Origin of the sequence: Hymenobacter duratus, from assembly GCF_014698995.1 — a bacterium.
In the GTDB taxonomy this organism is placed as follows: Bacteria; Bacteroidota; Bacteroidia; order Cytophagales; family Hymenobacteraceae; genus Hymenobacter; species Hymenobacter duratus.
Map to the genome: position 1 here is coordinate 270,092 of NZ_JACWZZ010000004.1, position 14,345 is coordinate 284,436.

Consider the following 14,345-nt stretch of genomic DNA (forward strand, 5'->3'; position numbering starts at 1 on the left):
AAAGTATAGAACAAGTCACTGTTCAACCAAAATAGTGGCCGAGTGAAAGGATGCTGCTTGTGAGTGGGTGTATCATCAACATCAAGCGTCAAATCTGTTGCGGTCTGTTTCCATGTGCCACGGCTCTCGAATGCCGAGTTATTTAGAAACGCAGTAGCGACGAATCTTCCATTTGCGTAAAACATATACTTCCAACCAGCATATTTGCCTGTGGGTGAGGGCCTGCCTAAAGTATCAAGCCGACCTATTCCTTGACAAAAGGAGTATTCTCCTTCTATGATTTGGTTTGACTTGGTTTGGCTGAACGTGCGGTTGGAACATAGGACAAACCCTGCTATTAAAATGTATTCGTACTTCATAAATTCGTACTTCATAAAAGAGAGATAAGTGGATGAGGCTCACTAGCTGGTAAAGCAACCCGGCTTCTCACGCCAGCAGCCGCGCCTGATTGGCGACGTTCACCAAAGCCGGCGCATTCTTGAGCGTTGCCAGCACCACTTCCTTGGCGGCTTGCTGCAACTCGTCGCGGCTGATGTCGCGGGCTTCTTCGCGCACCAGCTCGGTGAGGGCGTGGAGGGCGAATTGCAGGGCCTGCCGCCGGGGCCGCTCCGCCCGCATTTCCTGGCGCACCTCGGCAAAGTGGGCCTGAATTTTCAGTCGCCGCAGGTGAAACACCGAGTCGCTGCACACCTGGGGCTGGATGGTATCGAGCAGCTTGAGCAGCGGCAGCAACTGGGTGGCGGTGGTAGCGGCGGCCCCGGCCAGGCGCTGGCGGCGGCCGGTAGCAGGCTGGGCATTGGCGTCAGGGAATTGCTCAGGGCCGAGAATAGACATCAGGAATAGCCGGGTAACGGAAGCGGTAAAGCGCGTGATTTTCATAACAAGATAGTGTATCAAAGAGAAATCATCGAAGCTTACGCCTGCTTCAGCGCCAACCTAACCGGGTACTCCGCCGTTACCTGCCCCATTGCCGACTTTGGGGCCAGCCAGCGGCGCAGGGCCCAGTGCGTAGGCAGATAGATGACCACCAGCAGCGTCAGCATCCAGCCCACCAAGTACACCGGGGCGGACAGCCATGTTTGGGGGTGGGCGTCATCGAAGCCAAACACGTAGTTGATGTTCACCGGAATCTTGGGGTCAGGCATGGTGGCTCCGGCGGGTGGCAGCCAGAAGTAAGCTACCAGGCACAGGCCCCAGGCCAGCAGCGTCCAGGCCGGCAAAGCGCGCCGGTCGTAGCCCAGGCGCTTCACCAGAAACAGGATGAGGAAGGGCAGCCAGCCGTGGAAGAACGACAGGCCCCGCAGAAACAACGAGCGGTTTTCATCGAACATATAGGACGTCATGCCCAGCAGATGGTGGCCGCACAGCTCCCCCACAAAATCGGCGCACCACAGCACCTGGGGCAGCAGAATCCCCACAGCCGCCATAGAAGCTGGTAGGCGGCGTTCCGTCCACACGCTGACCAGGCACAGCAGCAGCGAAACGTCGCAGAAGTACAGGAAGTTGGTGGGGCCGTAGTTCACCCAGTACACCGGCACTATCACCAGCAGAAAGGCGGTGAAGGCCAGTTTTAACCAGAGCGGCAGGCGGGCGGGAACACGTTTCATAAGCGAAGAGAAATGAGGTGGGGTACCTTCCCTCCTGCCAGCTCCGAAGAACAGCCGATGCAGAAAGGATGTCCGAAGTAGCAGACTGGCAGCTGAAGGGCCAGAGCAACTTTTCTGCACATCAGACTTTTTTCTCTTCACGAAAAAGCCCTTTCTCTACACCAAAGCTGGTTTTTTCCCTCTTTTATCAGACTTTAAGCTTACCTCGCACGTCCCTTCAATTCTCTCGTTTTGAGCTGAATTCCATATAAAAAGCCCGGCCTGGAAGGAACGGGCTTTTTGGGTACTGAGGCAGTACACGCAGAGTAGTGATGAGGGAATGAATTGGCTTACCGCCTCACTGTCAAGCAGACCGTCATTCCGCGCTGACCGCGGCATTTCGGTGCTTCCATTTTCACGCCTGCAAAGCGCAGTGAAACAACGAAGCAGTAGCGATGCTTCGGTCCCTGGCTTGATGCGCCACATGCTCAGCATGACGTTCCGGCATTTTCAAAGGCAACCCTATATCAGCTCCGTAATTTCCCGCACGCCCAAAGGCCGCTCGCGGGTGAAGCCTTCCCCGAACTCCACTCCTATCAGGTGGCCGAACTCACGGGCGCGGGCTTCCATGAAGTTGCTGAAAACCGGCGTAGACAGATACGTGCCCGGCTCCGTGCTTTCGGGGTCGTGGAACTGGGTGCGGTAGGCCTGGATGCTTTCCCACTTCTTCGGCCAGTGGGACGAAATATCCACCACGAAATCGGCCGGAATCTGGCGGTCCTGGATGTAATGGAATACCAGGCGCGGCCGCCAGGGCTGCTGGGGCTGGCCGTCGTCGCCGAAGGTTTCAATCATGCGCAGTCCGCTCAGAAAGCACGATTCGGAGGCCAGCTGCGCGCCCCGGCCGTGGTCGGGGTGCCGGTCATGGATGGCGTTGCAGAGGATAATATCAGGTTGGTAGCGGCGGATGGCGGCAATAACGGGCAGCTGATGCTCCCGGTCGTTGCGGAAGAAGCCGTCGGGCAGGCCTAGGTTCTCGCGGGCACTCAGTCCCAGGATACGACTGGCTACCTCGGCCTCCTGCGCGCGGGTGGCGGGCGTGCCACGCGTGCCCAGTTCGCCCCGGGTAAAGTCCACGATGCCGATTTTCTTGCCGGCCGCCGCCGCCGCCAGCAGCGTACCGGCGGCCGACATTTCTACATCGTCGGGGTGCGCCCCAAAAGCCAGGATATCAAGTTTCATTTGCAATTAGTTGTCCATTGTCAGTTGCGTGTTACCAGCACCGTTCTGGCAACGGGCAACGCGTAACTGGAAACTTATTTAATCCGCAGCACACGGCCTACACGCAGCACGGCAGTGCCGCCGTTCAGGCGCCGAATCTGGGCCTGCGAAACGCCGTACTTGTCGGCAATTTCTGACAGCGTATCACCGCTCCGGATTTTGTGGCTGACAATGCGGCGAGCCTGCGTGGGCTTTCCGCTGCTGGTACTGCGCGCAGCTGCACCCGGCACGCTGCCGCCCCGGTATTTCAACGACTTGCTGTAGTAGGCAAACAGGCCGGAAGTAATCTGGAAGTTATCCTTGATCAGGCGGTAATCCGGGAAGTCATACATGCGCTCCGGGTCGATGGGGTTGCCCTCGTAGCGCACCTCAAAGTGCAGGTGCGAGCCGCTGCTCCGTCCCGTGCTGCCGCCCCGGCCAATTAGCTGTCCGGCCTTCACAAACGTACCTGGCGTTACCAGGGACTTCTGCATATGCCCGTAGAGCGTTTCGATGCCGTTGTAATGGCGGATAAGCACGTAGTTGCCGTAGCCCGAACCGTCCCATTTCACAATGCGCACCACCCCGTCGAAGGCCGCCTTTACCGAGTCGCCGGTTTCCAGGTCCAGGTCCACCCCATAGTGCCAGCGGTAGCCCCGAAATCCAAAGTCAGACGTAAGCGGCGTTTTTACCAATGGCATCTTGGCGTAGCGTTGCCGCTCCGGCTCGGTCAGCTTCAGGTTGAGTGTGTCCCGGATGCGGCGGCCATCTACCCGGTACGGGTTGATGTTGTGCGTATCCCAGATGGCGTAATAGCCCGCTACCTGAATCCAGGAAGAGTCGATTTGAACTTCTTCCTTCACCTCCACAATATGCTGGCCGCCCTCGTTGAGTGTGGTCGTGTCCTCGCTTACGATGGACAGCTTTTTGGCCGGGTTGAAGAAGATTGATTTCGCCGCGTCGGAGCCTTCGTCGGGCAATTCCTCCGTTTCAATCAGGATGGTAGTATCAGGCCGCACGTAGCGGATGGTCGGGGATTTGATGCGAAAGAAATCCTTCCGCTTGCCCGCCGCGCCGGCTTTTGCCTTCGGCTGCGGCGCTTTGCGGCGCTGGGCCAGCAACTGGCCGGGCAAGCCAAGAAACAGCCCGATCAGTAGCAGCGGCAGCAGCCAGTGTTTCACAAAATTCAGCAAGGGCAAAAGGTTAATGAGTGAAGGAGTGAGTGGGTGAAGGAGTGAAGGAGTGAATTGGCAGCTTGAACGTGCTACACCAGTTATAAAGTGTAGCGTCTCCACCAGGTCACTCATTCACTCATTCGCTCATCCACTTAATGGTCGCCGAGCGCCGCCAGATACCGTTCTGCATCCAAGGCAGCCATGCAGCCGGAGCCGGCGGCCGTTACGGCCTGGCGGTAGGTGTAGTCCTGCACGTCGCCGCAGGCGAATACACCGTCCACGTTGGTTTTAGCGGTGCCGGGAATGGTTTTCAGGTAGCCCTGCTCGTCGTGGTGCAGGTAGGGCTGGAAGATTTTGGAGTTGGGCTCGTGGCCAATAGCCACGAAGAAGCCTTCCACGGCCAGGTCACGGGTTTCATGGGTCAGCACGTTTTTCACGCGGGCCCCATCTACGGCGTGCTCGCCCAGTATTTCATCCGTCACGGTGTTCCAGAGCACCTCAATCTTGGGGTTGTCGGTCACGCGCTTCTGCATGATTTTGGAGGCGCGCATCTCCCCTTTCCGCACAATCATGTACACCTTGTTGCACAGATTAGCCAGGTAGGTAGCCTCCTCGGCCGCCGTGTCGCCGGCACCCACGATGGCCACGTCCTTGCCCCGGTAGAAGAACCCGTCGCACACGGCGCAGGCTGATACGCCCGAGCCGTTCAGGCGCTGCTCCGAGGGCAGCCCCAGCCACTTGGCCGAGGCTCCGGTGGCAATGATGATGGTATCAGCCGTCAGCTCCACCTTCTCATCCACTATCACGCGGTGCGGGTGGCCCGAGAAGTCCACCGAGGTGGCAATGCCGTAGCGAATATCGGTACCGAAGCGGGCGGCCTGCTTCTTGAGGTCCTCCATCATTTCGGGACCCATGATGCCGTCGGGGTAACCGGGGAAGTTCTCGACGTCGTTGGTAATCGTGAGCTGGCCGCCGGGCTGGAGGCCCTGGTACATGACCGGCTTGAGGTTGGCGCGGGCCGCGTAAATGGCCGCCGTGTAGCCGGCCGGGCCGGATCCAATAATCAGACATTTAATGTGTTCCGGGGTGGTTGTCGCCATGAGAAAGTTCGAAGCGTTGGGTTTAGCCAGCGCCGTGTAGAGTTAAGTTGGGGTGCAAAAGTACAAGTACGCCGGATTTTCGGCCGGTTCAGCTTTGCGTTACCGAAATTAAGGCAACTCCCGCAGTTCATTACGTTGTCTGAAACGCCGAGAAAGGTGGATAATGGGAAGCTGCGGTACCGTACGTCAACAAAAAACCCCAACCAATGGTCAGGGTTTTCTGCGGCGGGGTAGAAAAACTTACCCCAGATACGGCTTCAGCGCTTTGCTGCGCGAGGTATGGCGCAGGCGGCGAATGGCTTTTTCCTTGATCTGACGAACCCGCTCGCGGGTCAGGTTGAACTTCTCGCCGATTTCTTCCAGCGTGAGCGAATGTTCCCCGTTCAGACCAAAATAGAGCGTAATTACGTCGGCTTCGCGCTTGGTGAGCGTGCTCAGGGCGCGCTGCACTTCCTTGCGGAGCGAGTCGTTCATCAGGCCGGTGTCGGGCGATTCTTCGTCCTCGTTTTCGAGTACGTCGAGCAGGCGGTTTTCCTCACCCTGCACAAACGGAGCATCCACCGATACGTGGCGTCCCGAAATCTTGAGCGTGTCCACCACTTCCGAGGTAGTCAGCTCCAGCACTTCGGCAATTTCCTCGGGCGAAGGCTCACGCTCGAATTTCTGCTCCAGCTCCGAGAACGACTTGCTGATTTTGTTCAGCGAGCCAACCCGGTTCAGGGGCAGACGCACAATGCGCGACTGCTCGGCCAGGGCCTGCAGAATCGACTGGCGAATCCACCAAACGGCGTAGGAAATGAATTTGAAGCCCCGGGTTTCATCGAAGCGCTTGGCGGCTTTGATCAGGCCAAGGTTTCCCTCGTTGATCAAATCGCCCAGGCTCAGGCCCTGGTTCTGGTATTGCTTGGCCACGGACACCACGAAGCGAAGGTTGGCCTTGGTGAGTTTTTCCAGCGCTTGCTGGTCACCTTCTTTGATGCGTTGCGCCAGCGTCACCTCCTCGTCGGGGGTGAGCAGATCCACCTTGCCAATCTCCTGGAGGTATTTATCCAGCGACTGGCTTTCGCGGTTGGTGATCTGCTTGCTGATTTTTAACTGTCTCATTGCGGGCGCGAGAGAATGGAGTGTTAATGCTAGTAAGGTCGTGTTGGTCCGGTATACGAGGGATACCCAAACGCGGGTACCGGGTCAGTTGAAAGCAACACCCCGGTACCCGCGAAAGTTCGGCGGCAGCGGTTACGCTGCGCCGTTGGAATCAGCAGCGCGCTCCGGTTTCGGCAGCAGCACCTTGCGCGACAAGCGGTATTTGCCCGTTTTCTTGTCGATGTCGAGCAGCTTCACGTCAATCTCCTGCCCTACTTCCAGCACGCCTTCCAGCGCGGCGAGGCGCTCGTGCGATACTTCCGAAATGTGCAGCAGGCCATCTTTGCCCGGCATGATTTCCACAAACGCGCCGTACGGCTGAATGCTGCGCACTTTGCCCTTGTAGGTAGCGCCCACTTCCGGCACGGCCGCAATGGCCTGAATCCGGCCGATGGCTGCCTGCATGTCTTCCTGGTTGGAAGCGTAGATGCTTACGTGGCCTTTTTCGTCCTTCTCCTCGATAATAACCGTGGCGTTGGTATCCTTCTGGATCTGCTGAATCACCTTGCCACCTGGCCCAATTACTGCACCGATAAATTCCTTATCGATGAGCATTTTGTGCGAGCGAGGCGTATGCGGCTTCAGCTCAGCGGCCGGCGCCGAAATGGTCTTAGCCATTTCGCGCAGGATGTGCAGGCGGCCTTCACGGGCCTGGTGCAGGGCAGCCGTCATGATTTCGGCGCTCAAGCCCTGGATTTTGATGTCCATCTGGCAAGCCACGATACCTTTCTCGGTGCCGGTTACTTTGAAGTCCATGTCGCCGAGGTGGTCCTCATCGCCCAGGATGTCCGAAAGCACGGCGTATTCGCCGGTTTCCTTGTCCTGCACGAGGCCCATGGCAATGCCCGAAACGGCAGCGCGCACCGGAATGCCGGCATCCATCAAGGCCATCGAGCCAGCGCACACCGTGGCCATCGACGAAGAGCCGTTAGACTCCAGGATGTCCGACACGATGCGTACGGTGTAGGGGTTCTCGTCGTCGGAAGGCATTACCTTCTTCAGCGAGCGTTGCGCCAGGTTGCCGTGGCCGATTTCGCGGCGGCCGGGGCCGCGGTTAGGCTTCACCTCACCGGTCGAGAAGGCCGGGAAGTTGTAGTGCAGCATGAACTTGCTGTAGCCCGACGTCATGGCCGTGTCGATGATCTGCTCATCGAGCTTGGTACCGAGGGCTACGGTGGTCAGCGACTGGGTTTCGCCGCGGGTGAACAGCGCCGAGCCGTGGGCACCGGGCAGGTAGTTCACCTCGCTCCAGATCGGGCGGATTTCGGTGAGCTGACGACCATCGAGGCGGGTGCGCTCCTTGATCATCATGTCGCGGATAGCCTTTTTCTCTGCCGACGAATAGTAACGGCCGAACATCTTCATGTCTAACTCAGGCTGCTCTTCCAGCAGTTTCTCGGTCAGCGACTTCTTGATAGCGCCGAAGCCTTCCTTACGGCCGGCTTTGCTTGGGTTGCCCGAGTGCGCCACTTTGTAAGCGTGCTCGTACACACCTTCCTGAATGCGCTTTTTGAGGTCGTCGTTCTCCTCGTACTTGGGGTACTCACGCTTCACGTGGGATTTCTCCACTTCAGCGGCCAGTTCCAGCTGCACGCGCACCTGCTCCTTTATGGCTTCGTGGGCGAAGGCAATGGCTTCCACCATTTCCTCTTCGCTCACTTCGTTCATCTCGCCTTCCACCATAGCTACCGAGTCGGCCGTGGCACCTACAATCAGGTCGATGTCGGCGCGGGCAATGTCGGCGGTGAGGGGGTTGATCTGCATCTTGCCGTCGATGCGGGCTACGCGAACCTCCGAGATAGGACCAGCGAAGGGAATATCGGAAATCGAGAGGGCAGCCGAGGCGGCCAGCGCGGCCAGGGCATCGGGCTGCACGGTTTTATCGGCCGAAATCAGGGTAATCATCACCTGCACCTCGTAGTGATAGTCCTTGGGGAACATCGGGCGCAGGATGCGGTCTACGATGCGGCACACCAGGATTTCGTAATCCGAGAGGCGGCCTTCGCGGCGCTGGAACGAGCCGGGAATGTTGCCGGCACCACCGAATTTCTCCTGGTAGTCAACCGACAAGGGCAGAAAATCCACGTCGCCGCGCGAGCTAGGCTGCGACACGACCGTTGCCAGCAGCATGGCGTCGCCGAGGCGCACCACTACGGCGCCGTCAGCGAATTTGGCCAGCTTGCCGGTTTCGATGGAAATCTGCCGCCCGTCGGGCAGCGTAATGTGTTTGGTAACCGCGGTGTAATTGGGCATCTGAGAGGATTGCTTGTGGAAAGCGTGCAGCGGGCGAGCAGCCGTAAAAACAGAGCCGGCAGCGGCCCTATTTTGCTCTAAAAAATTAAATTCTGGAAAGGCAACGCCCGAACCCAGTAAATGGTGCACTTAGATTCGGACAAAAAAAGAGCAGGGAACCTTCCGTGGTGGAAGGTCCCCTGCTCCGGACCGTGAGCTTACTTACGAATGCCCAATTCCTTGATGATGGCGCGGTAGCGGTTGATTTCGCGGTGCTGGAGGTAATCCAGCATGCGACGACGCTTACCAACAAGCTTCAGCAGGCCCAGACGGGTCGAGAAGTCTTTTTTGTTCACCTTCAGGTGCTCAGTCAGATGCGTGATGCGGTGCGTGAACAGCGCAATCTGAGCTTCGGCCGAACCGGTGTCGGTGGCCACTTTCTGCAGGCTGTTTTTCTCGAAAATGGCCTGTTTTGCTTCGGTAGTAAGTTTCATCGGCAGATAGGTTTCCCCGTCTTGGATTAAAAATGGAAGAAGAAGATTCACCCCGCACTTCGGGGTGGCCGCAAAGGTAAGGAAAATAGTTTCAGGATGCTAGACGTGAGGCGAACTACGCCGCTTTGCGGTAGCCACGGAACGGCCAGCGCAGCTTAGCCGGCAGCCAACGCCGCAGGTCCCAGTCGAGCAGGCCGGAGTCGTTGCGGGCCTGATACAGAAAGAACAAGCCAAACGGTAGCAAAGCCAGCGTTGACATCCACATACCGAAGCTCACCGGCATCACTCCTTCCCGCCCGTACTTCTCGCCCATGATGGAGAGGATATAATAGACGATAAAAAAAAGAATGGATACCAGAATAGGAACGCCCAAACCGCCTTTCTTGATGATAGCGCCCAGTGGCGCTCCAATCAAAAACATAAGCAGAATGGCAGTAGACTGCACGTATTTGCGGTAGATTTCGATACGGTAATTGCCTGATTCCTTCGCCAGATTTGCCAGCCGTTCGCCGGTAGTGCCAGCGAAAGCACGTAGGTTGCGGGCCCGGTTGGTCGCCTGCTCGAGCACGTTGGCATTCACCACCGGCAGGCGCGCATCGGACACTTCCACCTCCTCGGCCCGGCGGTTCTGCGCCTGCCCGGTGGTATCGAAGCGCAGATAGGAGTAATAGGGCGCTACCTGATGGGGTACCTGGCTCCGTTCGGCGTAAAGCCGCTTCTGCAGCGAGTCGATGAAGGCCGTCAGCTGCGGAATGTTCTTCATCATCTTGTTCTCCGCAAACAGCTCTTCTTTGGTCCGGTCGAGGCTGAAGGAGGCCAGCGAGAACGTAATCATGTTGCGCTTAAAGGCCTGCCGAATGAAGGTGGCCCCGGAGCGGCTGCGGGCATCGGGCTGCTCCACGTAGCTCTGCCCCCGAAACAGCTCCAGCCCCAGATACTGCCCGCCGAAGCGCGTGAACATGCGGCCGGAATCGGCCAGAATCACGCGCATGTTACCGGAGCCCTGCGTGTGGTCATAAATCATGATGCCCATCAGCGTTTCGCCGTCTTCGCCGAGCTTCTCATTCACCTTGATGGTGTAGCCGGGAATACCGCTGTAGAACACGCCCGGCCGAATGTCAAGCGCCAGCTTCTGCTGCCGGAGGTCCCAGAGCAGACTGTAAGCTTTGAGGTTGGCCTTGGGCACAATGGTGTTGTTGAACCAGAACGCTCCCACCGCCAGCGCGGCACTCGTCAGGAGCACCGGCCGCAGAATGCGCGTCAGCGAAATGCCGGACGTCTTGATGGCCGTCAGCTCGTGGTGCTCGCCCAGGGTGCCAAACGTCATCAGCGACGAGAGCAGCACGGCCAGCGGCAGCGAAACGGGCACCATCAGCACACTAAAAAAGAACAGCAGCTGCCCGATTACCTCCAGCCCCAGGTCTTTGCCTACCAGGTCGTCGAGGTACTTGAGCATGTATTGGGTGAGCAGGATGAACTGCACCACCGCGAAAGTGAGCAGAAACGGGCCGGCAAACGCCTTCAGAATCAGCTTATCGAGTTTTTTCATGCTTGCGCTGCTGCCTGCCCCTACCGCAGGGACGGCCACAAAAAAGAGCGAACGAGAAACGAAGGTACTGTCCGTTTCGCGTCCGCTCGGCTTCCGTATCCGGAAAACGTATTTAGCCGCCTACCAGTTCGCGCAGCTTCAGGATAAGACTATCCCACATTTCCTGCAGCTCAATTTCATCGGTTTCTTCCGAGTAGTCCAACACCCGCAGGTATACTTCCTGGGTCAGCTGCGACTCTTCCAGCGTGAAGTCGAGGTAATTGGCATCAGGCGTATGGCGCTTGTTCTGGTCGAGGAACACGTAGCGCACGGAGCGGTTGGTGCGGTGCGAGCTCATCTCGGCAAAATGAGGCTGGTTGTCCCAGATAAAATTGAACCGGTGGTCTTCGTCGATCCGCACATCCTGGCAGAACCACTGCGACAGGCCCGAGGCGGAGGCCAGGTACGGGTACAGAATTTTGGGCGACGCGTTGATGGGGTATTCGACCGTAAACCGATGTTTGAGACGAGTGGCAGAAAGAGGCATAAGCAGAACAGACTGAAGAAGGTACTAGTCCGGCGCCACGAAGAATGCCGGTTGGGAGCCAATATACACGGGTTTTTTTTGTCGACAGGCTTGCGCCAGTACAAATCTTGTTCTTACCTTTGCAGCACCAAAACCCGGCGGGGTAGCTCAGTTGGTTAGAGCACAGGATTCATAACCCTGAGGTCACGAGTTCAACTCTCGTCCCCGCTACTTTTTAAAACGGCCTTTCCATTACGGAGAGGCCGTTTTTGTTGATTTTTAATATTTGTATCACAGTTTTATCACCGCTCCATGTTTTCGCCTGAGTACTAACCCCGCCTTTTTGACGCGGATGGCGACATGTCCAAGCGGCGGTACATCGACACCGGATCTGGGATACCGACAAGCAAGCCTTCGTTCGCAAGCAGTATACGGGCATGAATAGTACCCTGCGCGACCGGCGGCGGGTGAGCAAAGACAAACTCAAAGAAATTCAGCTCCTGTTGGAGCTGAGTGGGTAGTGGAACGCAAAGCTGCGACCGGCATCGGGCGCAGAGCCCTACACTCTCGCTTTGCGGCGCATTCGGGCGTACCCCAAAGGTTGATTTCCGCAGGCAGTTCGCAGGGCGCTGACTTGGGCTCGGCCTGAATATAGCGTACATCCTCTCACACGGTCTTGGTAAGCCGGTGAAAGAGCAGCCGTGGCAGCAGAAATTCACTAACATCAGAATATTCCATACAACAAGGGCCGCTTCAGCAATCAGCTGAAGCGGCCCTTGTTGTATGGAATGAGCAAATCTATCTAAGAACGTGTGTGGAAATCACGGCCGGTAGGTGAAAATATGGAGCCCGTTATCGGCAGGTGCTTCAAAGGTAAATTCGGTGGCCGTAAGGGTAATGATACGATAGGGAAAGCCAATCACCCCGTTCTGCCCGGCCCAGCCCAGCTTATCGCCGCACATCTGCACGGTAATGCTATTGTTGACAGAGGTGCAGTTGACCGGGTCGCCTCCCCAAATCGTGTTGGTCATCAGCCGGGCACTGGTGAAGGTCTTCGTGTCGTAGCGGCCGCAATAAGGGGCAACAGCACGGCCATCTATGGCTACGTAGCGCCACACCTTGCTGCTGCCGCCACTGAGCAGGGCAAACCGGGCAGGGTCATCGCAGCAGGTACCCTGTACTGTAGTGCCATTAACCTGAAAGCACGTATCCTGGGCGGGCGCAGTGGTATACCAGTCGAAGATGGATTTGCTCACGTTGAGCGTAGCCCCCACATTCGCAATGGTATTGAATTGAGTAGAAGTAAAGGTATACCACTTCTTCATGCTTGCCAGGAAGGCACTACCCTTGCCTTGCTCGGCCTGGCTCTCCACGCAACTCAGCGCCGTCTGCAGTAAGGTTACCGAGGAGCTGGTCACCACGGTTACAACAGAGCTAAAGGCGGCCACGGAGGAAGAAGTGGGCGTAGCGATAGTAGAGGTAATGTCGCGTATAATCCCAACCATAGTCGTGCGGACAGCGGCAAGACACGTCTTGTTGCCCTTCAGGTGGGGCAAGGCCCCTAGCAGCAATTGCAGACTCATGTCCGTCAAATTCTCATGGTAGGCACTGGCAAACTCCGCGCTGTTGTCGACGCTGCTGGGTTTACCTGTGCGGATCTTGATTTGAAACAGGCCGTCTCCGCTGAGCGCATACTCCTCTTGCACGGGATTCAGCCCTCCAATGCCCTGCCGAACTACGTCCGCCAGTGAGGTGGGGATATAGTTGACTGGCCCCACGGTCACTCGCTTCTGCAGGACGTTATCCTTGTAAATTCCAACAACCGACGCATGTCCAACGCCGGTATTCTGGAACACAAAGTTGCGGCCGCTACGCAGGATCTTGATGGGCCTGGCACCCGTGGCCGTTCCCCGGTTCGCAACACTAGTGAAAAGCGTATTCAATACCTGGGCCAGCACGTTGCTGCTAGGCGACAGTAAGGGCGTAGAACCTCGCAGTAAGTACTCTACTTGCTGCACAACCCCGGCGAAGGCCGGATCGGACTGAACCTCGGTAATCAACTGTCGTTTGCCGGCTGCACTGAGCGAATAGGCCGTCGGCGTACTCATGAGCATAGCCAGGGCCGTGGAACGGGAATTGATAGTGAAGTCCGTTTGCCCAGGATAGCTGTAGCCCATCAGGACCGGCTCACCGCCAGCATCGGTTACCATTTGCGTGGTAAACTCGTTCTGCAGCGTGGTAATCTGATACTGGCCGTTGGCGACGGTCATTTGCCCAACGGGCGAGTTGACAGTGAGGCCGTTCACACTGCGTGTGCTACCGGCTGGCATCACAACGGCCCCCTGAATTTCATGCCGCTCAATGTTGACCTCCTCCTCCGGCATTGGGTCTTCCGGCGACTTCTTATCACACGAGATGACCGCCCAGACGAGCAGAAGCAGTGCGAGAATTGAGTAGATTTTTTTCATGACTTGCCTTGAAATGATACATGGCAAAACTACTGGTCAGCTCCTGTTTTCGGAATACCTAATTATAGGTATATACCTCTGTTTATCAAGCACAAACCAGCCTACTCCTACGCCCAAATGCACAGCAGATCCTACCACACGGTAGTATAGGCCGGGGTCTGGAACTGGTACTGGCCGGCTGTCTCCAGCCCGTCGAGCACCAAGACTCTTGAGCGCCGCCTTGGCGTGGCGTAGCAGCAGGCTAGGCGCTAGGCCAGCAGCAGGGGCGCAGGCAACCCATCGGCCAAAGCAAGCATCAGATAAACCGGAGGGTTTTTACCCGCAACGGGCACTGCCGACAGTTTTTCATTGCATTGGCCGCTGCCGCATGATACCTTGCCGACCGATATCCAGTGAGCCCGGCGCCTCCTATCTATTCCGGTTCGCCTGCATCCGCACTTATATGATTCACGTCAGGCTTTATTTGTTACTTTTTCTACTTGGAGCGGGCGGGCTGCGGGCGGAGGAAGGGCTGGCACAAAGCCTGCCACCGGGCAAGCCGACCGGTAAAACGCAGCGGCAACTGGTTGTGACGCTCACGCTGCCTTCGGCGGTGGGCGTGGTGAAGGACTATGCCACCATCCTGTTTTCCGGCGACGAAGGCAAGGACAAGAAAGCCGCCCTGAAACGGGCGCCACGCACCAGCAACCCCGTTATGAAGCTTACGCTGCCGCTTCCGGGCAACTGGGGTGGCAGCAAAGACGCGGCCCGCACCCCGCAGAAGTAGCACGATTAGCCACAAAACGCTAGTTTGCACCTGCCGGACGGCACGACAGAGGCCACCAGCGCCTGTG

Annotated in this window: 12 protein-coding genes and 1 tRNA gene; 2 read left to right on the forward strand and 11 right to left on the reverse strand. The window is 57.5% G+C overall.

The window, feature by feature from the left end; translation table 11 throughout:
• Positions 1-426: 426 nt before the first annotated feature.
• From IC231_RS17255 to IC231_RS17300, 10 genes are all read right to left on the reverse strand, one after another.
• The gene (locus IC231_RS17255) at positions 427-879 is read right to left on the reverse strand and encodes a hypothetical protein (protein WP_190785733.1); all 453 of its coding nucleotides are present in this window, start codon (positions 877-879) and stop codon (positions 427-429) included.
• 35 nt (positions 880-914) lie between these two features.
• The gene (locus IC231_RS17260) at positions 915-1,607 is read right to left on the reverse strand and encodes a hypothetical protein (protein ID WP_190785734.1); all 693 of its coding nucleotides are present in this window, start codon (positions 1,605-1,607) and stop codon (positions 915-917) included.
• 501 nt (positions 1,608-2,108) lie between these two features.
• Positions 2,109-2,828 (reverse strand): bacillithiol biosynthesis deacetylase BshB1, encoded by a 720-nt coding sequence (bshB1, locus tag IC231_RS17265; protein ID WP_190785735.1) that lies wholly within the window; start codon positions 2,826-2,828, stop codon positions 2,109-2,111.
• A 74-nt stretch (positions 2,829-2,902) separates the two neighbouring features.
• Positions 2,903-4,027 (reverse strand): M23 family metallopeptidase, encoded by a 1,125-nt coding sequence (locus tag IC231_RS17270; RefSeq protein WP_317173290.1) that lies wholly within the window; start codon positions 4,025-4,027, stop codon positions 2,903-2,905.
• A gap of 146 nt (positions 4,028-4,173) precedes the next feature.
• Positions 4,174-5,121, reverse strand: a complete 948-nt coding sequence (gene trxB, locus IC231_RS17275; RefSeq protein WP_190785737.1) for a thioredoxin-disulfide reductase — start codon at positions 5,119-5,121, stop codon at positions 4,174-4,176.
• A gap of 240 nt (positions 5,122-5,361) precedes the next feature.
• A complete protein-coding gene (locus IC231_RS17280; RefSeq protein ID WP_022823752.1) occupies positions 5,362-6,225 on the reverse strand; it encodes a sigma-70 family RNA polymerase sigma factor in 864 nt (287 codons plus the stop codon).
• A 132-nt stretch (positions 6,226-6,357) separates the two neighbouring features.
• The gene (pnp, locus tag IC231_RS17285) at positions 6,358-8,517 is read right to left on the reverse strand and encodes a polyribonucleotide nucleotidyltransferase (protein ID WP_190785738.1); all 2,160 of its coding nucleotides are present in this window, start codon (positions 8,515-8,517) and stop codon (positions 6,358-6,360) included.
• A 197-nt stretch (positions 8,518-8,714) separates the two neighbouring features.
• A complete protein-coding gene (rpsO, locus tag IC231_RS17290; RefSeq protein WP_022823754.1) occupies positions 8,715-8,990 on the reverse strand; it encodes a 30S ribosomal protein S15 in 276 nt (91 codons plus the stop codon).
• A gap of 115 nt (positions 8,991-9,105) precedes the next feature.
• Positions 9,106-10,539, reverse strand: coding sequence for an LptF/LptG family permease (locus tag IC231_RS17295; RefSeq protein ID WP_190785739.1), 1,434 nt, complete (start codon positions 10,537-10,539; stop codon positions 9,106-9,108).
• Positions 10,540-10,651: 112 nt separating this feature from the next.
• A complete protein-coding gene (locus IC231_RS17300) occupies positions 10,652-11,065 on the reverse strand; it encodes an START-like domain-containing protein (RefSeq protein ID WP_190785740.1) in 414 nt (137 codons plus the stop codon).
• A gap of 136 nt (positions 11,066-11,201) precedes the next feature.
• On the opposite strand from IC231_RS17300, the gene IC231_RS17305 reads away from it, so the two are divergent.
• Positions 11,202-11,275: transfer RNA gene (locus tag IC231_RS17305), tRNA-Met, on the forward strand.
• A 590-nt stretch (positions 11,276-11,865) separates the two neighbouring features.
• Here IC231_RS17305 and IC231_RS17310 read toward each other — a convergent pair.
• On the reverse strand, positions 11,866-13,512 hold the full coding sequence (locus IC231_RS17310) for a hypothetical protein (RefSeq protein ID WP_190785741.1): 1,647 nt from the start codon (positions 13,510-13,512) through the stop codon (positions 11,866-11,868).
• 463 nt (positions 13,513-13,975) lie between these two features.
• Here IC231_RS17310 and IC231_RS17315 point away from each other — a divergent pair, with 463 nt between their 5' ends.
• A complete protein-coding gene (locus tag IC231_RS17315; RefSeq protein WP_190785742.1) occupies positions 13,976-14,278 on the forward strand; it encodes a hypothetical protein in 303 nt (100 codons plus the stop codon).
• The last annotated feature ends 67 nt before the right edge of the window (positions 14,279-14,345 follow it).